Raw genomic sequence first — 26034 nt, 5'->3', positions numbered from 1 at the left:
AGTCCCGATGCGCGGAGGACGAATCCTTTGGGGCCAAATCGCTGTCGTCTTCACCATCGTTCTGGTGATGGTGTGGGCAGCGACGCAATGGACGGCGTTCCGCCTCGGCTTCCAGCCGCAGCTTGGAGCACCATGGTTCGAGCTGGCGGGCCTGCCGGTCTATTATCCGCCGGCCTTCTTCTGGTGGTGGTTCTCCTTCGACGCCTATGCGCCCGCGATCTTCGTCGAAGGTGCGATCATCGCAACGTCCGGCGGCTTCCTCGCCATCGCCGCCGCCATCTTCATGTCGATCATCCGGGCGCGGGAAGCGCGCAACGTCGCCACATACGGATCGGCGCGATGGGCCGAGGAAAAGGAAATCCGCAGCCCCGGCTTGCTTGGCCTCGATGGCGTGGTGCTCGGCCGTTACGACAGGGACTATCTGCGCCATGACGGTCCCGAGCATGTCCTATGCTTCGCCCCGACCCGCAGCGGCAAAGGCGTCGGGCTGGTGGTGCCGACGCTGCTGACATGGCCGGGAAGCTGCATCGTCCACGACATCAAGGGCGAGAACTGGACGCTGACAGCGGGCTTTCGCGCGAAGCATGGCCGCGTCCTGCTGTTCGATCCGACCAACGCCGGATCGTCCGCCTACAACCCGTTGCTGGAGGTGAGACGGGGCGAGTGGGAGGTTCGGGACGTTCAGAATATCGCGGATATTCTGGTCGATCCCGAAGGTAGTCTCGACAAGCGCAACCATTGGGAAAAGACCAGCCATAGCCTGCTGGTCGGCGCGATCCTGCATGTTCTCTATGCGGAGAAGGACAAGACGCTGGCGGGCGTCGCCAACTTCCTGTCCGATCCCCGCCGCCCGGTGGAAGCCACCTTGCGCGCCATGATGGACACGCCGCATCTCGGCGAGGCGGGCGTTCATCCCGTCATCGCGTCGTCCGCCCGCGAGCTGCTGAACAAGTCCGAGAACGAACGGTCGGGCGTCCTTTCGACAGCCATGTCCTTTCTCGGCCTCTATCGCGATCCCGTGGTGGCGCGGGTGACGGCACGATGCGACTGGCGCATTGCCGATCTGGTCGGCAGCCGCCAGCCGGTCACGCTCTATCTGGTCGTGCCGCCGTCCGACATAAACCGCACCAAGCCGCTTATCCGCCTGATCCTCAACCAGATCGGCAGGCGGTTGACCGAGGAATTGACCACCTCCGGCACGCGCCATCGCCTGCTGTTGATGCTGGACGAGTTTCCGGCGCTCGGCCGGCTCGATTTCTTTGAATCGGCGCTCGCCTTCATGGCGGGCTACGGCATCAAAGGCTTCCTGATCGCGCAGAGCCGCAACCAGATCGAGCGCGCCTATGGGCCGAACAATGCCATTCTCGACAACTGCCATGTCCGCGTCAGCTTCGCCACGAACGACGAGCGCACCGCCAAGCGGGTGAGCGATGCGCTCGGCACCGCGACCGAGCTGCGCGATTCCACCAACTATGCCGGGCACAGATTGGCCCCGTGGCTCGGGCATCTCATGGTGTCGCGGCAGGAGACGGCCCGGCCGCTGCTCACGCCGGGCGAGATCATGCAGCTTCCGCCCACAGACGAAATCGTGATGGTTGCGGGCACGCCGCCGATCCGCGCGACCAAGGCCCGCTATTTCGAGGACGCGCGGTTTCAGGAACGCATCCTGACCCCGCCCGAATTGGTCGCCGCTCCGCTGGCGTCCAGCCCATCCGCCGATGATTGGTCCGGCCGCGTGGTCGCGGCGGAAAGCCGTTCCGCGACCGACGCCGCAGACGGAGCCGAGGGCGATCCGGCCAATGCCGGCATACGCCGCGAGCCGGAATTGCCCGAGCATGAGGAAATCGTCGCCCCGCCGCCATCTCCCGAACAGGAGTTCGAGTTTCTGGACGACGAGCCGGACGTTGACGCGGCCAAGGCCCGCGCCATGCGCCAGCGCATGAGGATGGTGGCCCGGCAGGTGGCGATGAACCCCGATGATGGAATCGAGCTTTGAGGACACGCCCATGACCACACGCACCCGCCTGAATATCTATTTCGACCCCGCGCTCATTCCGCAGATCGAGGCGATGGCGCTGCGCCGCTCGGTGGCGCTGCGCCGCAATGTCTCGAAATCCGGCATCGTGGAGGCGGCGGTCATGTCCTATCTGTCCGGCGATGCCGACGACCAGCTTGAAGCGGCCATGTCGCGCCGCTTGGACAAGCTCGGCCGCCAGATCGACACGCTCGACCTAGATCTCGCCGTCCTCGGCGAGACGGTCGCGCAGTTCATCCATTTCTGGATGACCATCACACCGCCGCTTACAGGAGCCGCGCAATCCGCTGCCCGCGCCAAAGGCGCGGAGCGGTTCGAGGGCTTCATGCAGAATCTCGGCCGGCGTCTGGCGACCGGCGACAGGTTCCTCAAAGAGCTGTCGCGCGATATGCCTGCATTCTCCACACAGGATGAGCCGTCGCGCGGAGCGAGCATCGACGACATCTTGAAAAACCCATCACGATAGGTTATCTGATCCCATGGTCACCATCCACCGCGCGCATGGGCTGCGCATCGTCATCTATACCGACGACCACGAGCCGGCGCATGTGCATGTGTTCGGCGACGGTCACGCCAAGATCAACCTGGCCGGACCCGAGGGCGGGCCGGAACTGGTCTGGGCGGAGGACATGAAGCGGAACGAGCTGCGGCGCGATGGCTGTCGTGACCGAACACAGGGACGCATTTCTGGCTCGATGGAGAGAGATACATGGCTGACCTGACCGATGCCGCAATCGACGCCGCGCTGGAGCGGGGCCGCATGGCGCGCGCCAATGAGCCACGCGCCGCCGCCGCACGCTACGACCGGGCTTCAGGCCGGGTGATCGTCGATCTTGAGAACGGCTGCACCTTCGCCTTTCCGCCGCGTCTGGCGCAGGGGCTTGAGGGGGCGACGGACGACCAGCTTGCCGCTGTCGAAATCCTCGGTCGGGGCTATGGGCTGCATTGGGAGGAACTGGACGCCGATCTGTCCCTGCCGGGACTTATGGCGGGCATTTTCGGCACGAAGGCATGGATGGCCCGGCGTGCCGGACAGACCACCTCTGCCGCCAAGGCCGCCGCGGCCCGTGCGAACGGAGCCAAGGGCGGCCGTCCACGCAAGGCGATGCAGTAATAAGGATAATCCACATGCGGCTGTTCGTGCTCGGCGCGTCGGGAGGGGTCGGCTCCAGCCTGCTGGAACAGGCGGCGGCGCGCGGCCATCGCATCACGGCGCAGACCCGGACGGCGGGAAGGATCACCGAGACGGCGGCGGTGCGGGTGGCCATCGGCTCGCCGGTGAATCGGGCCTTTCTGGAGCGGCATATCGGCGGACAGGATGCCGTGGTTCAATGCCTCGGCATCGACGGCATCGGCCCGACCAGCCTGTTCTCCGACGCGACCGGGGCGCTGCTTCCGGTGATGAAGGCGGCCGGGGTGAACCGACTCGTCGCCGTCACGGGCGTTGGTGCTGGCGAGACGCACGGCCACGGTGGCTGGCTCTATAATCGCATCATCTTTCCGCTGTTTACCCGGAACCGCTATGCCGACAAGGACCGGCAGGAGGCCCTGATCGAGCAAAGCGATCTGGACTGGACGATCATCCGGCCAGCCCCGTTTGCGACGAAGGCCGTCCCGGGGTCATTGCAGGTTTACACGGAAATCCCGCCGGGATTACAGCTTAGTTCGATTACCCGCGCCGAAGTCGCCTCGTTCATTCTGGACAGTCTGGAGAAGGGCAGCTTCATCCGGCAAAAGCCGTTCGTCGGTCACGCCTGATCCGGGTCCGGGGGTGAACAAAGAGCCGGCGGGTCATTTGCGACCCGTCCCATTCACCGCCGATTACCGCCGATGCCCGCACGGGCACAGATACTTGTTGAAGCTGCTCATTTCCGGGCTTTCTTAATCGACCCCATCGCCGGGGTCGTCTGTCGCGTCGCCGCCGGAAGCCGGGGCCGACATGACCATCAACCACCACAGACAGGAAGCGATTCAGCGCGGCGCGCGCATGTTGCGCACCGCGCTCGGCCCCGCCATTGCCCGGCTGCTTGCAGACCCGGCCGTGGTCGAGGCGATGTTGAACCCGGACGGCCGCCTTTGGGTGGACCGGCTGTCCGAAGGGCTTTCCGACACGGGCGAACGGCTGTCCGCCACTGACGGCGAGCGCATCGTCCGGCTGGACGAAGCAAGGGGCAATCGAAGGGTTGCTGCCGCATGGGCCTCACAACGTCCGGGACGTGCTGGCCGCCCATATCCTCAAGCAGACCGGCTCGTACGAGCAGGCAAGCTATGCGATCCAGGACATCCCCGAGATGGTCGCTCAGCACTACGGCCGCTTCCTGCCCCAAGACAAGGCGGAGATCGCTGCGAGAATCCTCAATCAGGTCTGGGCGGCTGCATAGAGTGATGAAGGAACTAACTGATAGTTGGGTAACGAGAATGGCGGAGAGCGAGGACGATAAGGGTTACGAAGGAGGAGTGGGGGCTTCGAGCGCCCGGATCGCAGATATGAAGCCCGATGAGGGCGCCATCTCGCAGAATCCGGCAGTTGCCGGAACTCGGCCTGGAGAGGTCTTTGGAATGCTTGGGTTTGGGGGAAAGGCTCGAACTCTGGAAGAGATGGAGCTTGGGATTCTGACTGAAGCTAGACATCATAGGCGGTGAATGCCACAGGACAACCTTTGAGTTTGGGCCTCATGCCTTTAAATGGGTTGCGAAGATGAGGGCCTTGGATCCTATTTTAATAAACAGAGGCTTCAAGCGAGTGTTGGTCTCGGTGATCGCCTGCTTCCGCGACCACTGAAACCAACACACCCATAGCGTCCGCTGTGGGTGTGTTAATTTTGCGTTGCAGCGGGCCGAAACAGGTTACCTGCAGCAGCTTCATTACGATTTATACGGTCTTGTGCTGCTTTTGTGTCATAGTGGTCCTCCTTCATGGTTAAAACTGTACTTCCAGGTGAGCTCCTTCAATGAGGATGGACCAGAGAGGCGCCCTTTAGGCCGGATCGTAGCGTGGATTGTCGAGGAAATAGTCCTGACGCCGTTCCACCAGTGCAGCGACGGCAGCAAGCAATGCGCTGTTTGATTTTGCGCCAGACTGTGCCGCGCGGCATAGCGGAAACCAGGTTCCGTGCGCGACATCGAAGAGATTTTCATCATTGGGGCCGAGATATGCAGCCACAAGGCCGATGGGCTCCGGTGCGGTCGCCTGCATGCGGCCAAACGAGCGCTCCATGAGATCGGCGGGCAGCCAATCCGTCTCGATATCGGGAAGTTGCTCCGCCAGGCCGTCAGGCCCGATTATCCGCACAAGACCAGCCGGTCTCCAGGCTTCGCGTGGGCTTTGGTCGGAAACGATGAGGTGCGCGATTGCGACATAAGGAAACCCGAGCTTCTGAAGGGCGGTTGCCTGGGTAACCCCAAAATCATTCGGCGACTTGCCTTGTTTGGCGAAGCTTGCCCTGACGATCTTGATTTCGATGGCTATCGTTCTATCCAGAACAAGCTCGTTCTCCTCGTAGGGAACGATGAGGAGATCAATGTCGCCTGGGAATGTTGCGCCAGGAACTAATTCGGCAATCGGCACAGCCGGGCGAACGAGTACACCGCTGTCCTGCGGCATTCGATCAAAATAGCCGGGCTGTAGGCCCCAATATGATAGTCCAAATAGCTTACGCCGCGTAATAAATGAAATTGTCGCCGCCAGCTCATGGCGTTGGCGAAGCATCTTCACTGGAATGGCGAACGCCGGCTCGCCGTCTTGCAGGGGCCGTGCCCGATTCGTTAAACGGTATCGCATCGGCGGTATGCTCAGGAAAGCCAACATTCTTGGCAGGTTTGCCGTACATTCGGAGGGTAGCACCAAAATGTGGAACCTTCCCGACCTTTTCTTCGTACCCTTTGATACAGGCGCCATCTTGCGCCGCGCGTCGCTGCCGGTTGGCGCCCAGCCTGAGCTCGAGGCGATCACGCTGGAAGAGGCCGAGACGGTGCGGGGGCCAACCCGGCGGGTGGGGCGGTTCCGCAGCATTCCTGCATCTCCTGTTGGCTTACCGGTTGATCGCCTGTTGGAGTGCCGCAATCCTGACAAGAATTTCACCGAACGATGGCGGAGCCTGATTGAACATCATCGGTGCCATCGCCCGATAGTCCGCGCGCAAGTCCTTGATCCGGCCGTCGTCCGGCATAAGCCGCAGCGTCCCCGGCCGAGCCGTGTCGTAGCTGGATCAGCCTGACCGAAAGAAGGTCGCCTTGTGCTTCGCCACCTGCGCCAACAGATCGAAGTTGCGGACAGCGGCCTGACCCTCTCCTGTGTCGAGGAGCATGGCCAGGTCGTAATAGTGCCGCGAGAAATACTGCGGCGTTGGCAACTGGGCCGGACGATGCGCTTCCGTGTGGAGGGCAGTGGCCTTCTATTATCATTTCCGCAGCAAGGACGATCTGATCGCCGCCTGGCTGGAGATGCGGGACCGGCCCAATCTGGCGGCTTTCCAGCATTGGTTCGCGAGGGCCAAGGGCGATCTGGCCGACAAGGTCCAGGTCATCTTCGACAATCTGGCCCGTTCCGCCCGCCGCCGCGCATGGAAGGGCTGCGGTTTCGGCCACATGCTCGGCCACGGCCTGCCACAGCGTTTCCTTGGTCGGAAAATGTCGAAACAGCGCAGCCTGCGTTTCACCCCAATTGCCGATGCGACCGCTCCTGTCGTCACCCGGTCCGGGCCGATCCCGTCGGCTAAATCCAGGACGGCAGCAACAATCTCGGCCTTGCGAAGCTCCGCTGACTTGCGCACGCGGCACCTCTTTAGTTAGCGATCAATCACAAACATACTCAGGCGGACTCATGCGATGCGTCAATCATCGGGCATCTTCTTCTGCAAGAAAGAGGCCGGCCCGCCTCGGCCCTCGACGTGGCGAGTATTCAGCTTTGTTCGATCAATGCCCTCGGGTCTGACAGAATGAGCACGCCATCGCCTTACGTCGTCAGGCCAAGGGCAGCTCCACCCACGGCCGCCAGCAAAACCACAACCCACGGCGGAGCTTCCCAGGCCATCAGCGCCACGAAGCAGATCATGGCAAGTGCGAAGTCCGGCATGCCGCCGATCGCGCTTGTGAAGACAGGTGAATAAAGCGCAGCGCCGAGGATTCCGACGACGGCGGCATTGGCGCCCTGCATGGCCGACTGCGCCCATGTCGTACGGCGCAACTGATCCCAGAAGGGAAGTGCCCCGATCAGGATGAGGAAGCCCGGAAGGAAGAGTGCGGCAAGAGCGATTGCCGCGCCAGTGACGCCGTTCGGGGCCGGTCCCATGACCGCCCCGAGCCAGGCGGCAAAGGTGAAGAGCGGCCCCGGCACCGCCTGCGTGGCGCCATACCCCGCGAGGAAGGCGTCATCCGACACCCACCCCGGCGCGACGGTTTCGGCCTGCAACAACGGCAGCACGACATGCCCGCCGCCAAACACCAGCGAGCCGGCGCGATAGAAGCTGTCGGCCAGCGCCCATCCCTGCGCCTGCCCGGCCAGGAGCGGGAGACCAAGCAGCAAGATGGCGAAGAGTAGAAAGGCCATGAGGCCGGCTGTCCGTGAAACCGGCACAGGCAGATGCCCGCCGGTCGCAACCTGCCCCTTGCTCAAGGCGAGCCCGGCGATCGCGCCAAGGAGAATGGCGGCCATCATACCCATGGCGCCCGGCGCCCAGGCGAGCAGAAGCACGGCTGCGACCGCGATCGTGGCGCGCTCTTTGTCGGGACAGAGGTTTTTGGCCATGCCCCACACGGCCTGCGCGACGATGGCGACGGCGACGATCTTGAGGCCATGCAGGACGCCGAGCGCAGGCGGGCCTTCGAGGCGTGTTGCGGTCATGGCGAGGCCGAGAAGGATCAGGGCAGATGGCAAGGTGAAGGCGAGGAAAGCCGCAAAGGCGCCGCCCCAACCCGCCCGCGTCAGGCCAAGTGCAAAGCCAACCTGGCTGGAGGCGGGACCCGGCAGGAACTGGCATAGTGCCACCAGATCGGCATAGGCGCTCTCGCTCAGCCATTTTCGCCGTGTCACCAGTTCGTCGCGAAAATAGCCCAGATGCGCGATCGGGCCGCCGAAGGAGGTGAGCCCCAGCTTCAGGAAGACGCGGAACACTTCGGAGACGCTTGCCTGCGATTGCCGGGGGCTGTGGTTCATTCGGGAGGCCTCGTTGGTTGACCATTTTTGCGAGCGATGATGCATGATCGGCACGGTGGGCGTATTCAGGTGATCGTTATCCGGTTGCGCCGCCGATAGCGACGCCTGTCGTAGCGGATCGTCTTGCCGCGCGACTTCCGGCCGGGAATGCAGGGCTTTATCCCTTTGTCTTGCAATGCATCCCTGAACCAGCCGGCGTCATGGCCGCGGTCGGCGATCAGCCATTCGGCGGCGGGCAAGCGGTCCAGGAGCGCCGCCGCACCGGTGTAGTCGCCGACCTGGCCAGCCGTCATGAAGAAGCCGAGGGGGCGATCTTTCGGGTCCGCGACGGCGTGCAGCGTCGTGTTCAGCCCGCCTTTCCTTCGCCCGACCAGACGCTCGCGTTGATCGTCGAGCCCCCTTTTTCCGACCGCAGGCTCGAAGCCGTGCGATGCGCCTTCAGGCAGGTCGCGTCCATCACGACCTTCTCCTCGCCCCCCTCGGAGGCCAGTCCCTCCATCGTCCGGTCGAGCACCCCCATGTCGCCCCACCGTTTCCAGCGGTTGTAGAGCGTCTTGGGCGGGCCATGCTCCCGTGGAGCATCACGCCACCGCAACCCATTGCGGTTGATGAAGATGATCCCGCTCAGCACCCGCGGGTCATCAACCCGCGGCTTGCCATGGCTCTTCGGAAAAAACGGCCGGGCCGCTCCATCTGCTCGTCGGTCAGCCGGAAAAGGTTTCTCATCAGCACCCCCGTCAGCTCGGGTGCTTGAATCATCCAGGCCCGGCGGCATCAGGAAGATCAATGGGGCCTGACCCTATGAGCGGGCGATGGTCCTATCTGGCCCCAGGCCCGCAATTCGCGAGCGGCCTGCAGCCGATCGCCATCGTGGTGGCGATGCCATTGTTGCTGATCGGCGTCATCCTGGCACTGATGATCGCGGGCAGCATACTTGATGATCGGACGCATCATGCTGATGGGGCTGGTGGCCAAGAAAGGCATCCTGCTGGCCGATTTCGCCAATCAGAAGCGCTAGCGCGGGCTGGAACGGATCGCTGCGCTGGTCAGCGCCGGCGTGGCGCAGTTCCGGCCGATCATCATGACGACGCTCGCAATGATCTTCGGGATGATTCCCCCTGGCCATCGCCATTACGGGCGGCGGCGCACAGCGTGCGCCAATGGCCCATGCGATGATCGGCGGGCTCATCAGTTCCACCATCCTGACGCTGGTCGTGATGCCGGTGATCCTGTCCTATCGACAGCGTCCCGGTTCATCCGGCCTTGCCCGTCGAAAGCGCTTGATGATCACGAGCATGAGCAGGGTGGGATGTTCACCCGCGCCGCAAACCGTCCCGCCCTTGCGCATCGGGACAGCCCAGAACCCGACCGCCCATGTCCATGCCCAGGGCCGAACTCGACCCGGCCTTGCCGTCCTCACCGGTCCAGATCGCCATCCTCAGGGCCTGCGGGCTGGCGTTCCGAAGCCGGCAGGGTTCGGTTTCGTGCCGCGGCAGGACAGCGATGCACGGTCGTTCGTCGCCGTCCCTTGCCCGGTCACGCCGTCCCGGCAGACGCGGCCGCCTCGATCCGGGCGATGTCGATTTTCCGCATCGTCATCATCGCCTCCATCGCGCGCTTGGCCTTGGCGCGGTCGGGATCGGTCGTCAGCTCCATCAGCCGCTTCGGGGTGATCTGCCAGGAGTGACCCCAGCGGTCCTTGCACCAGCCGCAATCGCTCTCCTGGCCGCCGTTTCCGACGATCGCGTTCCAGTAGCGATCGGTCTCTTCCTGGTCTTCGGTCAGAACCATGAAGCTGACCGCTTCGTTCGGCGTGAAGGCAGGACCGCCGTTGAGGCCGATGAACCTTCGGTTGAGGACGGTGAACTCGACGGTCAGCTCGTTGCCCGCCTGGCCGCCGGGATAGTCGGAGGGAGAGGCGTTCACCCGGTCGACATGGCTCTCGGGAAAGGTGGCGGCATAGAATGCGGCCGCCTTTCCGGCTTCGCCATGGTCGAACCACAGGCATGTCACGAGATCGGTCATCTCTGGTCTCCTTTGGTCTGGGGGTTTCGTGCGGGATCGAGTGGAGTTTTCGTTTCGGGGGCCGCACGGTTTGCGCATGACGCTTTGCCGACGGCGATCCGTCGTCGCTATTGGTCGATTTCGGGCTGAACCAGGCTCGCAAGCTTGCGCAGGCTCTGCTGCCAGCCAAGGTAACAGGCCTCGGCCGGGATCAGGTCCGGCACCCCGGCCTGCTCGACGATCATCTCGGTGCCCACCGACACGGGCTTCAGCGTGACGGTGACCCGCATCTCGCCCGGCAGGTTCGCATCGTCGAACCTGTCCGTGTAGACCAGCCGCTCGCCGGGAACGAGTTCGACATATTCGCCGCCGAAGGAATGGCTGTCCCCGGTGGTGAAATTCCGAAAGGACATCCTGTGCTTGCCGCCGACCCTGGCATCCAGCTCATGCACGGTGCAGAGGAAGCCGAAGGGCGGAAGCCAGCTGGCAATGGCATCCGGTTCGATGAAGGCCCGATAAACCTTTTCGGGCTTCGCCGCGATGACGCGGTGCAGGTTGATGGTGCTGGGCATGTCAGTCTCCTTTCGGGTTCGGGGTGTTGCCGCCTGCGCGAAACAGCAGCGTCAGGTAGCGGGTCAGATGGTCCATGCTGTCGGCGGCGACCTGTGGCCCGCCCTTCGCCTTGGCGAGGATGAAGGCGCCTTGCAGGACCGCCTGGATGTGGAGGGCGAGCGATTCGGGCGTCCAATCGGGCGACATGGCCCGGTCGCGCATCGCCGCCTCGATATCGGCCTCGAGTGTCTTGGCATGGGTGCTGATGCTGCGGTCGCAGGCGTCACGAATGGCCGGAGCCGTCTCATAGCTCTCCTGCACCATGGTGCCGACGAGGCAGGTAAAATCGGGCACGCCGCCTTGCAGCAAGGCCTTGCGGAAGGCGAGGTAGCCGAGCACGCGGTCGAGCGGATCGGCATGGTCGTGATAGGGCGCAGCGGCGAACAGGGCGCCTGTCACCTCGGACCAATGCCCGGCAGCTGCGACGCCCAATTCGTCCTTGTTCCTGAAATGATGGAAGAAGGCGCCCTTGGTCACACCGGCGGCGGCGCAGAGCTCGTCGACCGTCGTGGCGGAATAGCCCTTGGCGCGGATCATCGACAGGGCGGCATCGAGCAGCTTGGAACGAGCATTGGGTTTCGCGGTCGGGGCGGGCATGTCACTCTCCTTGAGGATTAAAGATACCGACTGGTTGGTATGTAATCAAGGGTAAAGTGACGACGTGATGATGGAGAGACACCATGATGCGTTCACGAGCCGACTGATCAGGCGCATCACCTTCTCTCGGCCAGCATTCCAGAAAGGGGTTGCTTGGACTCGCTGCGGCGAGATCCGTGCCGAAACAGTGGCAATGCGGACTGGGGTTATCGCCGCAAGGACAGGGTGCCGCCGCCCACAATCAGCAACATCCCGAGGATCGAAATCGCGTCCGCACCTCCGAAAAGAGCGGCGAACCCTGCATAGGCGAAGTCGAAGGCTCCGATCATCGCTGATGCGGCGATGGCGATGACAATGAGCGAGCCGAGCTTCGGATTTCCATCACCCGCGCATGAAAAAACCCCGCAGCCACCGCCGCGGGGTCGGTTCATCGATGGGGATGGCTTCAGAGGCCGCGGGCGACGCGCTCGATATCGCCGCGGGTCAGGCCGATGTCGGTCAATTCGCGATCCGTCAGCCGGTTCAGTTCGCTGCGGGTGATGCGGGCGTCGTTCCATGCGGCGACCATCGCGGTCACGCGGGCAAAGACCTGGCCCAGGCCGCGGGCAGCATGGCTATGGCTCATTTCGACAGCGGACATCTCGGCACCTTTTTCATCTTGCCCATTTGGCGGGCATGTTTCGGACAAGGCGGATATAGGCCGGGCACCGGATGGGAAGTAGCCGTGATCCCGGCAAACCGGCCATGCATTCCGCGCTGCAGCATGGGCGGCCAGTCGGACGGATAGGAGCCATACCCCGACCCATTCCGCCCACTCGCGAGCCGCCGCCGCAGTGCGCTCCCCTCGACGCGGCCGTTCGTGTTCCCCGCCGCGGCCATGCGGATATGCCGGAGGCGAGCGATCGGTCTTGGTCAGCCGACAGGATCCGCGACGCCGAACGCCTGCCGGAAACCGATCCTGCCTGCCGGGGTGATCTCCAGCGCCCGCGTTCCGGCGCGGCGCCGCACCCAGCCCTGATCCAGGGCATGGGTGCAGATGGCGGCGCCCAGAGCCCCGGCCAGATGCGGGCGGCGCTCGCTCCAGTCCAGGCAGGGACGGCAGAGCGGGCGGCGGCTATGCATGTCGCGATCCGCCGCCAGGATGCCGAGGGCCTGCATCCTGGCTCGGCCGGCCTCGGTCAGGGCCGCGGCATCGCCGGCGATCTCGACCGCGCCGTTGGCCTGCAGCGCATCGGCGATGCCGACGCCCAATCGACCGGCCAGGTGGTCGTAGCAGGTGCGGGCATGGCGCAGCGCCGCCTCCTTCGGGCCGGTGCGGGGCGGGGACAGCACGAGACCGCCGGCGATCTGCATCACGCTTTCGATCATCCGCGCGACCTCGGGGCTGGCGAGGCGGTGATAGCGGTGGCGGCCCTGCTTCTCGGCGGCGACCAGCCCCACGGCCGCCAGCCGCGAGAGATGACCGCTGGCGGTCTGCGGCGTGATCGCGGCGACCTCGGCCAGTTCGGTCGCGATCAGCGCCCGGCCATCCATCAGCGCGGCCAGCATGGCGGCGCGGGCAGGCTCGCCCACGGCGGCGGCGACCTCGGCGATGCGGTTCGATGTGGCCATGGCGATCCCTCCGGCTGCCGGCATCCTAGCGCGGAAATGCGGGGAATGCTTCGGCCTTTACCGAAGCATCGCCGGCGGGTTCGCGGCCATAAGCGGCAGGACATCATCGAGAGCGTCCCATGACCCTGCCTGCATCCCCCGCCCCACCTTTCTTCGGCTGGGATGTCGTCGCCGCAACTTTCCTGCTGGCCGCTTTCGGCTGGGGCGTCGGCTTCTACGGCCCGCCGGTATTCCTCTATGCCGTCGTGGCGCGGACCGGCTGGCCGGTGCCGATGGTCTCGGCGGCGGTGACGATGCATTTCCTGATTGGGGCGGTCGTCGTCGCCAATCTGCCGCGCCTGTATCGGCGCTTTGGCGTGCCGGTGGTGACGGTGCTGGGCGCCGTGCTGCTGGCGCTTGGCATCGCAGGCTGGGCGCTGGCGGTCGAACCCTGGCAGCTGCTCGCGGCCGCGCTGGCCAGCGGCGCCGGCTGGTCGCGATGGGGGCGGCCGCCGTGAACGCGCTGATCGCGCCCTGGTTCATCCTGCGCCGTCCGGCCGCGCTCGGCATGGCCTATAACGGCGCGAGCCTGGGCGGGGTGATCTTCTCGCCGCTGTGGGTCGCGCTGATCGCGGGCATCGGCTTTCTGTCGGCGGCTCTGGCCGTCGGCGGCGTCATGGTGGCCGTGGTCGCGACCCTGTCGGTGCTGGTGTTCCGGCACACGCCCGAAAGCATGGGGCAACGCCCGGATGGCGTGGAGGGAGCCGACCCCCGGCCACCAGCGCCGCAAGGCGGTTCGCCCGCGCGCCGCCGGTTCTTTCACGACCGCAAGTTCGTGACGCTGGCCGCCGGCATGATGCTGGGGCTCTTTGCCCAGATCGGGCTGCTGGCGCATCTGTTCTCGCTGCTGGTGCCGGTGCTGGGCGAGGGCATGGCGGGGCTGGCGATGGGCGGTGCGACGCTCGCCGCGATCCTGGGGCGTTCGCTGGTGGGCTGGATGATGCCGGTCTCGGCCGACCGCCGTCTGGTCGCCTGTGTCAGCTATGGCGTGCAGGTTGCCGGATCGCTGCTGTTCCTTCTGGCGGCGGGCGAGGGCGGGGCATGGCTGATCCTCGGCATCGCGCTGTTCGGGTTGGGGATCGGCAATGCCACCTCGCTGCCGCCGCTGATCGCGCAGCAGGAGTTCACCCGGGCCGAGGTGGCCCGCGTCGTGCCGCTGATCGTCGCCATCGGCCAGGCCGGCTATGCCTTTGCTCCGGCGGTATTCGGCCTGCTGCGAGGAGATGGCATGATCGGCGGATCCGGTTCGGTGCCGTTGTTCGCCTGCGCTGCGGTGATACAACTGGCCGCGATCGGCTGCCTTCTTGCGGGGCGGGGTGGAAGGCCGGGCCGCCGGGAGCAGGGGTGACGAGGATCGAGGTCGGCTCCGATGCTTCGGGCAGGGCAAACGCGCGCAGTCATCGCACGCAGCCCAGAACCGCCGGTCTGGCTCATCCCATGCTGCGTGGCTGCATTCTCCGAAGCTGCCGCTGACTGGCGCCGCGGCGAAATCCTGACCAGAATCGCCGCTCTATGGGACGGAACGGGCCTTCAATGGCAGGTCTTGTGCAACCCCTTATCCGCGTCCGGCACCTGCCTGCTGTCATTTCGCGCGATGGTGTCGTAGTGATGGCAAAACGATTCAGGTCAGATCATGCGCACTCATTTTGCCGCTCTTCTCGCTCTCGCTATCGCTACCGGCTGCGCGGTCGGTTCTGGTGCAGTGGTCAAGGGCGTCGGGCCGGACGATCTCCTGAAGCTGCGCGAAGGCCCTGGCCTCAACCACAACATCATCATCGGCCTGCCCGACGGAACGCGCCTTACCCGCCAGAACTGCGTCACGAATAACGGCAAGGTCTGGTGCAGAGTCTCGCTCACCGACAGGCCCGGTATCTCGGGTTACGTTTCAGCGGATTATCTGGCGCATCGCTGACAGCAACATTTCGCCCCGACGCTGCCGGTCGGCCTCGATGAATGCTGCACGCAAGGCTCCCGAAACCACCACCCAGACGAGAGTACGGCGTTGTCCGCACATTAGGGTAAAGATGCGGGATAACCTGTCACCGACGGCATGTCGGATGGTTGTGCAAAGCTGAGACCTCCACTAGGCGACGTCCTGCCATGCAATGCCGGCGGACTGGTATAGCAGGATAGGGTCAAACATATAGGCAGACCTGCTGCGGATGATCGAGAATAGCAGCAGACGGCACGCGATTTCCCCAAGGTCTAGGGAGATACCTTAGCCAATTCACCCTGCGTTGGTGGTCCTCGTGGTGTGGTTCGGATTCGTTGCCACGTAAACGACGTCGCGAAGGCCATCGTCCGCATAGGCGTTCGCATTGGTGACATGGCCGTCATAGCCACCGACCTTGGTCAGCGTCCGGCCGTCGCGCCAGACCAGCAACAGGCCATGCTCTTCTTCCCAGGCGCAATTCGCTTCGACCATGACATACCAGCTGCTGTCGTCGCCGCGGCCTTTTCGCAGATCGAGAGTGGTCGGCGTGACATGTTTCCAGATGTCGGCAGGCGTTTCGGGAACACCCATCTGCTCGTCCAGCCAGTCTTGGCCGCCGACGGCTTCGCGGAAATCCCTATAATAGGCGAAGACATGGCGGGAATCCACGATCCGATCGGCGGGCGTGAGCATCAGGAACGTCTCCAGTGCCATTTCAGCGCCAGGATCCTCGGGATCGTCGATCAGCTCAACTTCGGCATTGTCGAAATACGGTATCCTGATCATGGCGCTATCTCCCTGGAATCATGCGTCGTGGGATCTTGGGGCAAAAAAACATGATCCGCTTGGGCGGCGCAAGACGTCGGGTGCATTAGAGTTGCACAAAAAACCAGCATGCAGGGAAAATTCTAACGAATCGCGTCAATCCGGCCCCCGGAAATTCGAGGGCGCATTATATCAGTGGTTCGAGAAGAACTGTTCGCGATCCCATGCTCACTTTGTATGGAAAAGTGGCGGCCTCAGTGATCGAAGCCTGGCGCCTGGCATCATTTGCGAACAATAAACTGCCCTTATCTAAACCGGTATAGCTGTAGAGTGCTTGACCCGACGCAGCACGAAGATTGACGACGAACTCGCAATGGACTCATGATCCAATATTCCACGCATGAGTATCTTCTCGTAATCGGATACATCCTTTGCGACGATGTGCAATAGGTAGTCCCTCTCGCCACTGATTGAATAGCACTCTACAACATCTTCTTGCAGATCGATGAACTGCTCAAACGCAGCGCGCATGGCGCGAGCCTGGGCGTTCAATCGGATTTGGCAAAATACATCCAGGCCTCTCCCGAGTTTTTGGTCGCACGGCGGGCCCTAACACTCCGGCTTTCTCAAGGGCTTTGACGCGGCGCCAGCAGGATGCCGCAGACGAACCGACAGTTTCCGCCAGTTCCTGGCTGGAAAGATTGCCGCGCTTCTGAAGCGTCCGGATGATTCTCTGGTCTATCGGGTCTATCGGGTCTATCGGGTCTATCGGGTCTATCGGGTCGATCTGGTCCAGATGTTTCCGATTCTTCCAATTTTGTGAAATGAACATTTCAATAATGTAACCATACCCGGATGGGCTGAAAGAAGTTTTCAGCTCGCAGATGCAAAACATGTCAGGAAAAGGCGTGCGAGAGGGAGGTCCGATGGCCAGAAGTTCGCTTAGCATTGCGCGACGCAACGCTCCTGACGTTTCCGTCGATTGGGTCGAGGTTCTGCGCCACATGGCCCTGAGCCGCGCGCTGGACGAGTTGGAGGAAACCCGTCTGGTTCCAGAAAAGAAGGTGCTCTACCAATTCTCTGCGCGTGGACATGACATGGCGCAGATCCTCCTGGGCATGCGCCTGGACGCACCTCATGACGCTGTTTGCGGCTACTATCGGTCGCGACCGATGCTGTTGTCGCTGGAGGTGGACCCTGAAGAAGCGCTGGCTTCGGCCATGGGTCGCGCCGGCGGCTATTCGGGCGGCCGCGACATCGGTGTCGTCTTCAACTCTCCCAATCCTCGTGGTGCGACGGCGCTTCCCATGTGCGGTGGTGTCGGTGCGCAGTACAGCCCCATCGCAGGCTGGGCTCAGGCGATGGAATATCACGCCGAGGTGCTGGGCTCCGAGGGTCATGGGCGTTCAATCGGCGTGGTGCTGGGCGGGGACGGTTCCGTCGCCTCGAACGGGTTCTGGTCGGCTCTGACGATTGCGACGACGCAGAAGCTGCCGATGTTGTTCTATATCGAGGACAATGGCTTCGGTATTTCGGTGGCTTCGACGTTCCAGACCCCAGGCGGCAATATCGCGGCGAACCTGGCTGCCTGGAGAGGGCTCAAGATATTCACCGGCGACGGCACTGATCCTGAGGAGGCGGCGCTGCTGACCGCCCAAGCCCTTGCTTTCGTCCGCGAGGAACGTCTGCCTGCCATGCTGCGCCCGACCGTGCCGCGACTTCAGGGGCATAGCTTTCAGGACACCCAGACATACAAGACTCCTGAGGTCGTTGAGGCGGAATGGGCACGCGATCCCTGGGCCAAGCTCAGGAATTACCTCGTGCCGGCGCTGATGAGCGAGGATGGCTGGAGGAAGGAGCTGGAAGCAGCCGCAGATCGCGCCGAAGCTGCGCGTGAAGCGGCCGAGGCTCGGCCTGTCGCCAAACCTGAAACCGTGCTGCGCAACGTCTTCTTCGAAGGCGAGATGCAGGCGACGGGCGGTCTGATGCCTCAGGGCTGGGCCGCTCCTGCCAGCACCGATCTGGCGCGGCCCGAGGGGCAGCGCATCAATATGGTCACGGCGATCCGTCGCGTTCTCGATCAGGAACTGGGGCTGAATCCCCGCATGCTGGTCTTTGGCGAGGATATCGGTCCCAAGGGTGGCGTCCACGCCGTAACGCTGGGGCTTCAGGAGAAATTCGGAACCGATCGCGTCTTTGACACATCGCTGTCCGAGGAGGGTGTCATCGGCCGTGCCGTCGGCATGGCCCTTGCCGGCCTGTTGCCTGTCCCGGAAATCCAGTTCCGCAAAATATGCAGAACCGGCGACCGAACAGCTCAACGACTGCGGCTCGATGCGCTGGCGGACGAACAACTGGTTCGCGGCGCCTATGGTCGTGCGTATGCCAGTCGGATTCTTCAAGTGCGGCGATCCCTGGCACAGCCAGACCAACGAGGTTGCCTTCATCCACAGCCTCGGCTGGAAGGTGGCTTCGCCCTCCAACGCCGAGGGCCTTCTGCGGACCAGTCTGCGCGGCAACGACCCGGTGATCTTCCTGGAACATCGCGCGATGCTGGACCACGCCTGGGCACGACGCCCCTGGCCGGGTGAAGATTACGCGATTCCCTTCGGCAAAGCGAAATTCGTGGCCGAAGGTAACGACGCGACCATCGTCACCTGGGGCGGGATGGTTGATCGTTGTCAGGAAGCGGCCGAAGGGTTCTCGGTGGATGTGATCGATCTGCGCACGCTGGTTCCCTGGGACCGGGAGGCGGTGTTGAACTCGGTCACCAGGACGCATCGTTGCCTGATCGCTCATGAAGACCTGCAAATCGCTGGTTTTGGGGACGAGATTGTTCCGCATGACCAGATGCGGCTGGCTATTGCGTGAAACATGCTGAAATCCGTATCTGAAGCGCCTCAGGTGACGGCGGTCTTCGATGCCGATTTCAGCGCCGTCATCGCACACCGCACTCATCGTAAAACGAAGTTCGAGGCCGATGGCATCTCACTGTCCTATGCTGCCTATATCGTCAGGGCGGCCGCAAAAGCCATGCTGGCCATGCCGCAGGTCAACAGCCGTTGGCATGCCGATAGGCTTGAAATTTTTAATGATGTGAACATCGGGATCGGCACTGCCCTGGGCGAGAAAGCCCTTGTGGTTCCGGTTAACGGCGTCGCGAACCGCGCCGAGGGATGGCAAGGACAGGACCACCGTTTCGCAGCGCTCCACGATTTCACGCGCCGGCCCCGCCTGTTTCGCGCCCTGCGCTGCCAGCGCCTCGACGGCGCTTTTGCGGATGTCGAAGGCAACCAGGTCGTAACCGCCCCGGATCAGGCGCATTGCCATCGGACGGCCCATGGCTCCAATCCCGATAAACCCAACTTCGGTCATCATATCCGCCTTGGTCGAGAGGTTATTCCTTCAGGGTCGATCCAGGGCCAGCCTTGGCCCCGGACCAGCGCGTCCGCACTACGCCTTATTCAGGTTCTTGTGTTCCAGATAGATCTGGATCGGAATCACCAGCGCCGACAGCGCAAGAACCAGCATCATGCACAGCGCGGCGGTTCCCGGCAGGTCGGGATAATTCCAGCGCTGATAGATCGCTGTCGCGACAACCACGTTGCTCGAGGTCAGCAGGAACAGCGGAAAGGTCAAGTCGCGCGCGCTATGCGCCACGATCCACAGCCAGGTATTGAGGATATGTGGCCAGATGATCGGGAACAGCACCTTGCGCAGGCTGGTTCCCCAACTCGCGCCGCTTACCGTGGCGGCATCTTCGAGCTCTCGGTGGATCTGGATCAATGCCCCGTTCATCGCCCGCGTGCCGAAGGACAGATACATGGCGATATGCCCGATCACCATCACCCAGATGGTTCCATTGAGCGGTGTCCTGAGGAACATCATCAGCAGCGCGATGGCCATGACGATTGGCGGGATCGCGGTGGGGGCGAAGGATAGCAGGTCCATGGCCCGGCCGCTCTTGCCGCCCAGCCGCACCGCGAACCAGCTGACCAGACAGGACAGCACGATGGCGAGGGTGGAACTCGTCAGGAACAGCAGTACGGTGTTGACGATGACGCGGAAGGTCTGCGGCTCGCTGAACACCCGGAAGTAGGCCGCAAAGCTGGCATCCGCGAGGGCGGCGAAGGACGGGAGCCTGTAGTAGGGGAACAGGCTGGCCCAGGCCAGCGTCAGCAGCGGCATTAGCATTAGGGCGAAGTAACCGCCCACCAGCAGGATCGCGAACACCTTCTGAAGCCCACGCAGGTGCAGCAGCTTGGGGCGGAAGCTCTTGCCGGTGACGGTGCGATAACGCTCGCTTGCATGAACCACGCGGAAGTACATGAACATCAGCGCTCCGGCCAGGATCGCCAGGAACACGCCGAAGGCCGCCGCTAGCCCATAGTTCGGCAGGCCGAAATCCGGTGCCGCGGCCATGTAGATGCTGGTGGACAGGACCGGGGTCTGCGCGGTCAGGCCGATGATCATCGGCAGATCGAAATGCTGCACCATCGTCATGATCAGGTAGATCGAGATCGACAGCGTGCCGGGCGTCAGCAATGGCGCGGTGATCTTGCGCAGGATCACGAACCGGCTCGCCCCCGAAACGAACGCTGCGTCCTCAAGCGAGGGATCCATGTTGCGCAGCAGCCCGCTGACCATGATATAGGCCGTCGGAACTGCGCCAAGGCCGGCAATGACGGTGAGGGCCTGCATTGAATAGGGCGTGAATGGCGCCTGCTCGAGGTTGAAGATCGCCTTCACCATCACGTTGATGATGCCGTTGCCCGGGTTGAGCAGCAGGATCCAGCCATAGCCGAAGACCAGCGCCGGAACCGCCATCCAGGAAAACATCAGAATACGGACGGCGGTCCGTCCCGGCAGGTCGGTCCGCTCGGTCAGATAGGCGAAAGAGATGCCCAGAACGATGCCGATGGCAGAACTGCCCACGGCAAAGATGATCGTCCGCACGAACAGCGCGACGGTGCCCGAGCCGGTGAGGATCGAACGATAATTATCCAGCGTCAGTTCAGAGCCCGACAGGGGAACCGCGCCGGGGGGGAGAAAGCTGGTATAGATCAGCACCAGAAGCGGAAGCGCGATCAGCACGACCAGCAGGATCAGAAGCCCGTTGCGGACAACGAGCCGCGCGGTGCTTGAGGTATCGGGTTCCCACACCGCCTCCGTGGTAGCGCTGCTTGTGCGTGATATGCTCATGTCTACCCCCTCCTGCCGGCGGATTCGGCTGGAACCGCAATGCAGCATTCGGCTGGAAGCTGGACTTCAACCTCCTGGCCATTCGCAAGCGGCGCATAAGGATCTAGCGCGACGCGCATGACTTGCCCGCCAAGGATCACATCGGCCTCGATGAGGTCACCCAGGAAGGTTTGGCTTTCGATCCGCCCCACGAAGGTATTCTGGCCGCGCGTCGCATTTCTGGCGGCCACGGTGCGGACGACGTTCGGACGCACCACCAGCGCCACATCGGCACCGGGCGTCAGGCCGGAGGCGACGTTGCAGGCGACTTCACCGAATGAGGTCGTCACATGCCTGCCCGAGGCCGAAAGCTTGCCGGGGATCAAGTTGCTGCGCCCCATGAAATCGGCGGTGAATTCGGTGTTCGGGCGCAGAAAGACCTCCTGCGGGCTGCCCTTCTGGACGATATGACCGCCGCGCAGGAGCATGACCGTGTCGGACATCGACAGCGCCTCGAGCTGGTCATGGGTCACAAAGATCGTGGTGATCCCCATGGACTTCACCAGGTTGCGGATCTCGATGCGCATCACGTCGCGCAGCTTGGCGTCGAGGTTGGAAAGCGGTTCGTCCAGCAGGAGCAGTTCGGGCTGGTGGACAAGGGCGCGGGCCAGCGCAACACGCTGCTGCTGACCGCCGCTGAGGAAGGGGGCGGGACGTTGCGCGTAATCCTGAAGCTTCACCATCTCCAGCGCGTGCATGACGCGCTTGTCGACGTCCTGCACGCGCTGCCGCGCTCCATGGACCAGCGGAAAGGCGACATTCTCGAAAACGGTCATATGCGGCCAGATCGCATAGGACTGGAACACCATCCCCAGGTTGCGGTGGCTTGCCGGTACGAACAACTTCTGGGCAGAACTGTAGACGACCTTTCCGGCCATCTCGATCGAGCCCGCCGTCGGGGTTTGCAACCCTGCGATGCATTGCAGGATCGTCGTCTTGCCGCAGCCGCTGGGGCCGAGCATCGTAAAGAAGTCGCCCGCTTCCACCTCGAACGACACATGGTCGATCACGGTATGATCGCCGAACGACTTTAAGAGACTATCGACTTTCAGCATGTAATTCTCCTCTCCCCGAAGGAGGGCGCACTTTATCCTGGCACGGGCGCGAGCCGGCATGGCCAGGACGCGCCCGTGTGGTGGATCACGCGGTTTTCCCGGGTGACCCGGCTATTTCCCGGCGACGATATCCGCGAGGGTCTTGTTGACGCGCTCCGAGGTTTCCAGGTCTTCAGGGCCGCTCACCTGCGAGACCTTCGCGCCTGTGGCCGCGACACGCTCCTCGATCATGCGCACCAGATCCGCGCTCTTGTCGCCCGGACGAACCATCGGCTCATAAGCGTCGCCGACCGTTGCGCCCTCGACCGCCATCCAGGCGGTGAACAGCCGCGCGGTGTTCGGGTGTGGTGCGCCTTCAGGCACATAGATATGGAGGTTGGACAGGGCGATGATGTCGGACGGCAGCTTGAACTTCAGCGGTTCGCCGGTCCGTTCGCTGGTAAACGCGCCGATAGAGTTGATGACGCCGAAGGGAACAGCACCGGAAATGACCGCGTTCTGCACGGCGAGGGTGCCTTTCTCGAACACGGGCTGGTTGGCGAACAGCGCCTTCGCATACTCTACCGCGCCGTCATAGCCGATGACATAGCTGTTGATGTTGATCGGCGCGAAGAACGAATTGAACCCTATCTTGCCCTTCCATTTCGGGTCGAGCAGATCGTCGTAGGTCTCGGGAACGTCCGCGTCGTCTATGAAGTTGGGATTCCAGCCAAAGCCGTACGCGATGACATAATAGGGAAGCGCCACGTCGCGATATTCGTCGAACATCTGCTCTTCGAGATCTTTGATTGCGGGCAGTTGTTCGCCGAACACTTCCGTCCACGGGAATTTCGTGATCAAGCCTTGGTCGGCCATCAACACGGTGTCCTCCATGGAGGAACCGGCGATGATGTCCATGCTGACCGAGCCGCCGCCCGCCTTTTCCGTCAGTGCGCGCGAGTTCGAGGTTATCGGCGGGTTCGGAACCCATTCCAGTTGGGTTTCCAGACCGAAGCGTTCGTTGAATGCCTTGATCAGCGCCGCGTGGGTTTCGGTCTTTTGCGGGAACGAACCCCAGACTGTCAGCTTCCCTTCGGTCTTCGCGCCCGCGAGGATTTCATCGAAATTCGTCCCCGCTGCGGTTTCAGCGCTGGCCATGCCCGCGGGCGCCAGCATCGCGATGGGAAGGGAAAAGATAATCTGCCTGGTTCTGTGAACCCAACCCTTATGATTGCTCATGCTTTCCTCCTCTGTGCATTTCGCATTTGCGTTGCTTGTTCTTCCCCGGCGGCGTCGGACCCCTGGACATCCAGGCCGACGTGGCATGTTCAGCGGTCCACCTGGTCAGTCGCGGGTTGCGGTCCCGAACATGGTCGAGGGCACTTTCGGGGCCGCCAGGGCCTTGCTTCGCAAGGCCGATCTTCGGCGATCACGCCTCTTGCGCGACCACCGGGTTCCGCAGCGTGCCGATCCGTTCCACGCTGACCTCGCAGACATCGCCCGGCTTCATGAAAACCTTGGGAGAGCGCGCCATCCCCACACCCGAGGGCGTACCCGTCACGATGATGTCGCCGGCCTCCAGCGTCATGCCGATGCTCAACAGTGAAACCAGCTTGCGGATGTCGAAGATCAGATCGTCGGTATTGGCGCGCTGCAAGACCTGATCGTTCAGACGCGTTTCGATCCGCAACCCCGCCGCGCCTGGCGGCAATTCGTCTGCGGTGACGAAGATGGGGCCAAAAGCACCCGTCCCGTCGAAGTTCTTGCCCACCGTCCACTGCGGCGTCTGCAACTGGAAATCGCGGATCGAGCCATCGTTGAAGATCGAGTAGCCGCATACATGATCTAGCGCCTCGGCCTCGGGGATTTCGCGCCCGGACTTGCCGATCACCGCGACCACCTCGCCCTCGTAGTCGAACATTTCCGAGACGCGGGGCCGGACAAGCGGCGCGCCATGCGCAACGAAGCCGCTGGGAAAGCGCGCGAAAACCGTAGGGAACGGCGGCACTTCCATGGCGCTTTCGGCGGCATGGTCGGAGTAGTTGAGGCCCACGCAAAGAACCTTGCCGGGATTGGCCAGCGGCGTGCGAAAGGTCACGGCATCGAGATCGAGCGGTGCGCCCGACCGAAGCGCCTGGGCGGCTGCCGCGAAATCATTGCGCCGCACGATCTCGTCCAGCGTGCCCGGAAAACCGCTGTCGGAGGCAAGGAGGCCGCGATATCCGTCGCCCTCCGTGGCAACGGCCAAGCCGCGTATCCCGGCGTTCTCGTAGCTCACAAACCGCATGCATTCCTCCCCGAACGCCGACATGCTTTCTGACAGCACAATCCCCAAAATAAAAGATTCTGTCAACTTAAATATATATTTTTTGCGAAAGATGGTGATATGGGTCGCTTACGAACAGAAGAGCGAATCCGACTGGCTTCCTGCCCGCCAGGGCATGACGGCCCGCCCCTGCGAGCAGCCGCGCAACCGCCCCCGGCACTCAATCCTGCTTGGTCGGATCTCTGAAATCACATGCAGAAACTGCGAGGTATCGCCAATGAACGTCGAGGTGCAGAATGATGGTCAAGCTGACGGGCAGGGGGCCGATGTAATCGTGATTGGCGGGGGCCCCGCCGGCCTGATGGCTGCGATAGAGGCCAGCGACCTCGGAGCCGAGGTGGTTCTTCTCGAATCGGAAAACCAGCTCGGCGGCGGCATGCTGCCTGCGACGGGTCATGTCACCCTGTGCGAAACGAAATTCGCGCCCGAGCCGCGTGCCCTTCTGTTGCAGGATCTTGCCCACGCCCATCCCGACGCCGATCCGGCCCTGTTGCAGGTCTATGTCGACAGGTCCGGCCGCAGCTTCGCCCGGCTTGAGGAACTTGGCGTCCGGTTCGCGAAATCGGTGCAGCTCGCGCATATGAGCGCGCCCTGGGCGCATGAGATGCCGTTGCAGAACCGGGGCGGCGGGGCGCAGATCGTCGATGCCCTGGTGGCCGCGGCCCAGTCCCGGCCCATCAGGATCCTGCGCAGGGTCCGGGCCAGGCGCCTTGTCCGCGATCAACAGCGCGTCACCCATGTCGAGGTCGAGACGGAGGGCCGGTGCCGCCGATTCGAGGCGCGGCGGGCGGTGGTGTTGGCTACGGGCGGGTTCAGCCGGAATCCCGATCTCATCAAGCATTTCGGAGGCCCCGGAACACAGCGCATCATGCCGGTCACTGCGCCGGGTTCGCGCGGGGACGGCCTGTTGATGGCGATGGCGCTTGGCGCCGGCACCCGCTTTCTGACCGCCGGAATTGCCGCATCTGGCCCGGTCGATCGCCACACCGGCGTGACGTCCATCATCAACTATTGCGGCGCCATCCTGCTCAACAAGGCGGGCAGGCGCTTCTGCGACGAATCGGAACCCTATACGGACATCACGCTGAAAGGACTGTCCCAGCCGGAGTCGCTGATGATCCAGATCTTCGACGCGAAGGTGAAGGACAATTTCAGCAAGACCATGTGGTCGAAAGTCTATGCCGGGGCGCGGGAGTTCACGGCCGACACGCTGGAGGACCTTGTCACGCGTCTCCGCCAGGAATGCGGGCTCGACCCCGAAAAGGCCCTTGAGACGATCCACGGCTATAACGCCGCCATCGGATCGGGGCAGGACGCTTTCGGACGAAAGTGTCTCGTCGGCTCGGTCGGCGCGCCCCAACCGATCACGGCGGCGCCCTTCCATGCGATCATCGCGGTGCCGGGGACGACCCATTTCAACGGCGGCCTGGCCCTCGATGCGCGGATGCGGGTGCTGGATGTGTTCAACGAGCCTGTCCCTGGCCTGTTCTCGGCCGGAGAGGTGACGGGCGGTTTTCACGGCACCGGCTACATGTCGGGATCCCATATCGGGATGGCGCTTGTCTTTGGCCGGGAAGCGGGGATCAACGCCGCCGCACATTCCGTCGGGCAGGGCTGACAGACCGCCCGCAAATGCCACGGCGATCAGAAAGTCGGGCCGGATGAACGGAAACGCAACCGTTC

The 26034-nt window shown here is 63.2% G+C and carries 30 protein-coding genes and 2 pseudogenes; 15 read left to right on the top strand and 17 right to left on the bottom strand.

Annotated features, from left to right (window positions below; translation table 11 throughout):
- The first annotated feature begins 7 nt into the window (after positions 1-7).
- The 7 genes and pseudogenes from KF941_RS06750 to KF941_RS06725 all read left to right on the top strand — a co-directional run bounded on the left by KF941_RS06750 (position 8) and on the right by KF941_RS06725 (position 4416).
- Positions 8-1996 (top strand): conjugal transfer protein TraG, encoded by a 1989-nt coding sequence (locus KF941_RS06750; RefSeq protein ID WP_214272897.1) that lies wholly within the window; start codon positions 8-10, stop codon positions 1994-1996.
- A gap of 10 nt (positions 1997-2006) precedes the next feature.
- A complete protein-coding gene (locus KF941_RS06745; protein ID WP_214272896.1) occupies positions 2007-2501 on the top strand; it encodes a CopG family transcriptional regulator in 495 nt (164 codons plus the stop codon).
- 13 nt (positions 2502-2514) lie between these two features.
- On the top strand, positions 2515-2757 hold the full coding sequence (locus KF941_RS06740) for a DUF4160 domain-containing protein (RefSeq protein ID WP_214272895.1): 243 nt from the start codon (positions 2515-2517) through the stop codon (positions 2755-2757).
- The gene (locus KF941_RS06735) at positions 2745-3149 is read left to right on the top strand and encodes a DUF2442 domain-containing protein (protein WP_036757567.1); all 405 of its coding nucleotides are present in this window, start codon (positions 2745-2747) and stop codon (positions 3147-3149) included. The genes KF941_RS06740 and KF941_RS06735 overlap by 13 nt, the downstream gene beginning before the upstream one ends.
- A 14-nt stretch (positions 3150-3163) precedes the next feature.
- On the top strand, positions 3164-3793 hold the full coding sequence (locus tag KF941_RS06730; protein ID WP_214272894.1) for an NAD(P)H-binding protein: 630 nt from the start codon (positions 3164-3166) through the stop codon (positions 3791-3793).
- Positions 3794-3974: 181 nt separating this feature from the next.
- Positions 3975-4193, top strand: a pseudogene (locus KF941_RS27895) (P-type conjugative transfer ATPase TrbB); the annotation flags it as partial.
- Positions 4194-4251: 58 nt separating this feature from the next.
- A complete protein-coding gene (locus KF941_RS06725) occupies positions 4252-4416 on the top strand; it encodes a hypothetical protein (protein WP_208861634.1) in 165 nt (54 codons plus the stop codon).
- A gap of 596 nt (positions 4417-5012) precedes the next feature.
- On the opposite strand, the gene KF941_RS06720 is transcribed toward KF941_RS06725, so the two are convergent.
- On the bottom strand, positions 5013-5816 hold the full coding sequence (locus tag KF941_RS06720) for a hypothetical protein (protein ID WP_214272893.1): 804 nt from the start codon (positions 5814-5816) through the stop codon (positions 5013-5015).
- Between the two features lie 67 nt (positions 5817-5883).
- Between KF941_RS06720 and KF941_RS06715 the strand changes: the two genes are divergently transcribed.
- Both KF941_RS06715 and KF941_RS06705 read left to right on the top strand, forming a co-directional pair.
- Positions 5884-6252, top strand: coding sequence for a hypothetical protein (locus KF941_RS06715; RefSeq protein WP_214272892.1), 369 nt, complete (start codon positions 5884-5886; stop codon positions 6250-6252).
- 169 nt (positions 6253-6421) lie between these two features.
- Positions 6422-6826, top strand: coding sequence for a hypothetical protein (locus KF941_RS06705; RefSeq protein ID WP_214272890.1), 405 nt, complete (start codon positions 6422-6424; stop codon positions 6824-6826).
- Between the two features lie 163 nt (positions 6827-6989).
- On the opposite strand, the gene chrA is transcribed toward KF941_RS06705, so the two are convergent.
- The 10 genes and pseudogenes from chrA to KF941_RS06660 form a co-directional block, all read right to left on the bottom strand.
- On the bottom strand, positions 6990-8189 hold the full coding sequence (chrA, locus tag KF941_RS06700) for a chromate efflux transporter (RefSeq protein ID WP_214272889.1): 1200 nt from the start codon (positions 8187-8189) through the stop codon (positions 6990-6992).
- A 77-nt stretch (positions 8190-8266) separates the two neighbouring features.
- Positions 8267-8915, bottom strand: a pseudogene (locus KF941_RS06695) (IS5 family transposase); the annotation flags it as partial.
- Positions 8916-9090: 175 nt separating this feature from the next.
- A complete protein-coding gene (locus tag KF941_RS06690; protein ID WP_214272888.1) occupies positions 9091-9378 on the bottom strand; it encodes a hypothetical protein in 288 nt (95 codons plus the stop codon).
- Positions 9379-9502: 124 nt separating this feature from the next.
- Positions 9503-9625, bottom strand: a complete 123-nt coding sequence (locus KF941_RS28305; RefSeq protein WP_276315846.1) for a hypothetical protein — start codon at positions 9623-9625, stop codon at positions 9503-9505.
- Positions 9626-9725: 100 nt separating this feature from the next.
- Positions 9726-10214, bottom strand: coding sequence for a VOC family protein (locus KF941_RS06685; RefSeq protein WP_214272887.1), 489 nt, complete (start codon positions 10212-10214; stop codon positions 9726-9728).
- Positions 10215-10321: 107 nt separating this feature from the next.
- Positions 10322-10765 carry an SRPBCC family protein gene (locus KF941_RS06680; protein WP_114536737.1) on the bottom strand — a complete coding sequence of 148 codons (444 nt, stop codon included), beginning with the start codon at positions 10763-10765 and terminating at the stop codon, positions 10322-10324.
- A gap of 1 nt (position 10766) precedes the next feature.
- Entirely contained in the window at positions 10767-11402 is a 636-nt protein-coding gene (locus KF941_RS06675; protein WP_214272886.1) for a TetR/AcrR family transcriptional regulator, read from the bottom strand.
- A 206-nt stretch (positions 11403-11608) separates the two neighbouring features.
- Entirely contained in the window at positions 11609-11833 is a 225-nt protein-coding gene (locus tag KF941_RS06670) for a hypothetical protein (RefSeq protein ID WP_214272885.1), read from the bottom strand.
- Positions 11834-11847: 14 nt separating this feature from the next.
- The gene (locus KF941_RS06665; protein ID WP_036757600.1) at positions 11848-12042 is read right to left on the bottom strand and encodes a DUF1127 domain-containing protein; all 195 of its coding nucleotides are present in this window, start codon (positions 12040-12042) and stop codon (positions 11848-11850) included.
- Positions 12043-12314: 272 nt separating this feature from the next.
- A complete protein-coding gene (locus KF941_RS06660; RefSeq protein ID WP_214272884.1) occupies positions 12315-13013 on the bottom strand; it encodes a helix-turn-helix domain-containing protein in 699 nt (232 codons plus the stop codon).
- Positions 13014-13132: 119 nt separating this feature from the next.
- On the opposite strand from KF941_RS06660, the gene KF941_RS06655 reads away from it, so the two are divergent.
- The 3 genes from KF941_RS06655 to KF941_RS06645 all read left to right on the top strand — a co-directional run bounded on the left by KF941_RS06655 (position 13133) and on the right by KF941_RS06645 (position 14964).
- Positions 13133-13510 carry a hypothetical protein gene (locus tag KF941_RS06655; RefSeq protein WP_214272883.1) on the top strand — a complete coding sequence of 126 codons (378 nt, stop codon included), beginning with the start codon at positions 13133-13135 and terminating at the stop codon, positions 13508-13510.
- Positions 13507-14400: an MFS transporter gene (locus tag KF941_RS06650; RefSeq protein ID WP_214272882.1), complete on the top strand. Its 894-nt coding sequence runs from the start codon at positions 13507-13509 to the stop codon at positions 14398-14400. Before KF941_RS06655 ends, KF941_RS06650 begins: the two co-directional genes overlap by 4 nt.
- Positions 14401-14685: 285 nt before the next feature.
- Positions 14686-14964, top strand: coding sequence for an SH3 domain-containing protein (locus KF941_RS06645; protein ID WP_116222551.1), 279 nt, complete (start codon positions 14686-14688; stop codon positions 14962-14964).
- A gap of 315 nt (positions 14965-15279) precedes the next feature.
- Here the strand turns inward: KF941_RS06645 and KF941_RS06640 are convergent, their stop codons facing one another.
- Positions 15280-15771 (bottom strand): hypothetical protein, encoded by a 492-nt coding sequence (locus KF941_RS06640; protein WP_036757551.1) that lies wholly within the window; start codon positions 15769-15771, stop codon positions 15280-15282.
- Positions 15772-16676: 905 nt separating this feature from the next.
- Between KF941_RS06640 and KF941_RS06625 the strand changes: the two genes are divergently transcribed.
- On the top strand, positions 16677-18341 hold the full coding sequence (locus tag KF941_RS06625) for a thiamine pyrophosphate-dependent enzyme (RefSeq protein ID WP_214272879.1): 1665 nt from the start codon (positions 16677-16679) through the stop codon (positions 18339-18341).
- Positions 18301-18621, top strand: a complete 321-nt coding sequence (locus KF941_RS06620; protein ID WP_214272878.1) for a transketolase C-terminal domain-containing protein — start codon at positions 18301-18303, stop codon at positions 18619-18621. The genes KF941_RS06625 and KF941_RS06620 overlap by 41 nt, the downstream gene beginning before the upstream one ends.
- A 117-nt stretch (positions 18622-18738) precedes the next feature.
- On the opposite strand, the gene KF941_RS06615 is transcribed toward KF941_RS06620, so the two are convergent.
- From KF941_RS06615 to KF941_RS06595, 5 genes are all read right to left on the bottom strand, one after another.
- Positions 18739-19128 carry an NAD(P)-binding domain-containing protein gene (locus KF941_RS06615; protein ID WP_072463103.1) on the bottom strand — a complete coding sequence of 130 codons (390 nt, stop codon included), beginning with the start codon at positions 19126-19128 and terminating at the stop codon, positions 18739-18741.
- Between the two features lie 75 nt (positions 19129-19203).
- On the bottom strand, positions 19204-20952 hold the full coding sequence (locus KF941_RS06610; RefSeq protein ID WP_214272877.1) for an iron ABC transporter permease: 1749 nt from the start codon (positions 20950-20952) through the stop codon (positions 19204-19206).
- Between the two features lie 2 nt (positions 20953-20954).
- On the bottom strand, positions 20955-22046 hold the full coding sequence (locus KF941_RS06605) for an ABC transporter ATP-binding protein (protein WP_214272876.1): 1092 nt from the start codon (positions 22044-22046) through the stop codon (positions 20955-20957).
- 111 nt (positions 22047-22157) lie between these two features.
- Positions 22158-23264 (bottom strand): ABC transporter substrate-binding protein, encoded by a 1107-nt coding sequence (locus KF941_RS06600; RefSeq protein WP_084197207.1) that lies wholly within the window; start codon positions 23262-23264, stop codon positions 22158-22160.
- A gap of 190 nt (positions 23265-23454) precedes the next feature.
- Positions 23455-24336 (bottom strand): fumarylacetoacetate hydrolase family protein, encoded by an 882-nt coding sequence (locus tag KF941_RS06595; protein ID WP_208021395.1) that lies wholly within the window; start codon positions 24334-24336, stop codon positions 23455-23457.
- Here KF941_RS06595 and KF941_RS06590 point away from each other — a divergent pair.
- Positions 24335-25969 (top strand): FAD-dependent oxidoreductase, encoded by a 1635-nt coding sequence (locus KF941_RS06590; RefSeq protein ID WP_214272875.1) that lies wholly within the window; start codon positions 24335-24337, stop codon positions 25967-25969. The genes KF941_RS06595 and KF941_RS06590 overlap by 2 nt on opposite strands.
- Positions 25970-26034: the final 65 nt, after the last annotated feature.

This window comes from Paracoccus sp. pheM1, from assembly GCF_018499825.1.
GTDB lineage: Bacteria > Pseudomonadota > Alphaproteobacteria > Rhodobacterales > Rhodobacteraceae > Paracoccus > Paracoccus versutus.
The sequence above is the reverse complement of the archived record's forward strand: the minus strand, read 5'-3'. Positions and strand labels throughout refer to the sequence as shown.

Excerpts from the sequence above, each read along its gene's own strand:
- KF941_RS06750 (WP_214272897.1), top strand. The coding sequence starts at position 8 with ATGCGCGGAGGACGAATCCTTTGGGGCCAAATCGCTGTCGTCTTCACC.
- KF941_RS06745 (WP_214272896.1), top strand. The coding sequence starts at position 2,007 with ATGACCACACGCACCCGCCTGAATATCTATTTCGACCCCGCGCTCATT.
- KF941_RS06740 (WP_214272895.1), top strand. The coding sequence starts at position 2,515 with ATGGTCACCATCCACCGCGCGCATGGGCTGCGCATCGTCATCTATACC.
- KF941_RS06735 (WP_036757567.1), top strand. The coding sequence starts at position 2,745 with ATGGCTGACCTGACCGATGCCGCAATCGACGCCGCGCTGGAGCGGGGC.
- KF941_RS06730 (WP_214272894.1), top strand. The coding sequence starts at position 3,164 with ATGCGGCTGTTCGTGCTCGGCGCGTCGGGAGGGGTCGGCTCCAGCCTG.
- KF941_RS06720 (WP_214272893.1), bottom strand. The coding sequence starts at position 5,816 with ATGCGATACCGTTTAACGAATCGGGCACGGCCCCTGCAAGACGGCGAG.
- KF941_RS06715 (WP_214272892.1), top strand. The coding sequence starts at position 5,884 with ATGTGGAACCTTCCCGACCTTTTCTTCGTACCCTTTGATACAGGCGCC.
- chrA (WP_214272889.1), bottom strand. The coding sequence starts at position 8,189 with ATGAACCACAGCCCCCGGCAATCGCAGGCAAGCGTCTCCGAAGTGTTC.
- KF941_RS06690 (WP_214272888.1), bottom strand. The coding sequence starts at position 9,378 with ATGAGCCCGCCGATCATCGCATGGGCCATTGGCGCACGCTGTGCGCCG.
- KF941_RS28305 (WP_276315846.1), bottom strand. The coding sequence starts at position 9,625 with ATGGCGATCTGGACCGGTGAGGACGGCAAGGCCGGGTCGAGTTCGGCC.
- KF941_RS06685 (WP_214272887.1), bottom strand. The coding sequence starts at position 10,214 with ATGACCGATCTCGTGACATGCCTGTGGTTCGACCATGGCGAAGCCGGA.
- KF941_RS06680 (WP_114536737.1), bottom strand. The coding sequence starts at position 10,765 with ATGCCCAGCACCATCAACCTGCACCGCGTCATCGCGGCGAAGCCCGAA.
- KF941_RS06675 (WP_214272886.1), bottom strand. The coding sequence starts at position 11,402 with ATGCCCGCCCCGACCGCGAAACCCAATGCTCGTTCCAAGCTGCTCGAT.
- KF941_RS06670 (WP_214272885.1), bottom strand. The coding sequence starts at position 11,833 with ATGAACCGACCCCGCGGCGGTGGCTGCGGGGTTTTTTCATGCGCGGGT.
- KF941_RS06665 (WP_036757600.1), bottom strand. The coding sequence starts at position 12,042 with ATGTCCGCTGTCGAAATGAGCCATAGCCATGCTGCCCGCGGCCTGGGC.
- KF941_RS06660 (WP_214272884.1), bottom strand. The coding sequence starts at position 13,013 with ATGGCCACATCGAACCGCATCGCCGAGGTCGCCGCCGCCGTGGGCGAG.
- KF941_RS06655 (WP_214272883.1), top strand. The coding sequence starts at position 13,133 with ATGACCCTGCCTGCATCCCCCGCCCCACCTTTCTTCGGCTGGGATGTC.
- KF941_RS06645 (WP_116222551.1), top strand. The coding sequence starts at position 14,686 with ATGCGCACTCATTTTGCCGCTCTTCTCGCTCTCGCTATCGCTACCGGC.
- KF941_RS06640 (WP_036757551.1), bottom strand. The coding sequence starts at position 15,771 with ATGATCAGGATACCGTATTTCGACAATGCCGAAGTTGAGCTGATCGAC.
- KF941_RS06625 (WP_214272879.1), top strand. The coding sequence starts at position 16,677 with ATGGCCAGAAGTTCGCTTAGCATTGCGCGACGCAACGCTCCTGACGTT.
- KF941_RS06620 (WP_214272878.1), top strand. The coding sequence starts at position 18,301 with ATGCTGGACCACGCCTGGGCACGACGCCCCTGGCCGGGTGAAGATTAC.
- KF941_RS06615 (WP_072463103.1), bottom strand. The coding sequence starts at position 19,128 with ATGATGACCGAAGTTGGGTTTATCGGGATTGGAGCCATGGGCCGTCCG.
- KF941_RS06610 (WP_214272877.1), bottom strand. The coding sequence starts at position 20,952 with ATGAGCATATCACGCACAAGCAGCGCTACCACGGAGGCGGTGTGGGAA.
- KF941_RS06605 (WP_214272876.1), bottom strand. The coding sequence starts at position 22,046 with ATGCTGAAAGTCGATAGTCTCTTAAAGTCGTTCGGCGATCATACCGTG.
- KF941_RS06600 (WP_084197207.1), bottom strand. The coding sequence starts at position 23,264 with ATGAGCAATCATAAGGGTTGGGTTCACAGAACCAGGCAGATTATCTTT.
- KF941_RS06590 (WP_214272875.1), top strand. The coding sequence starts at position 24,335 with ATGCTTTCTGACAGCACAATCCCCAAAATAAAAGATTCTGTCAACTTA.
- KF941_RS06595 (WP_208021395.1), bottom strand. The coding sequence starts at position 24,336 with ATGTCGGCGTTCGGGGAGGAATGCATGCGGTTTGTGAGCTACGAGAAC.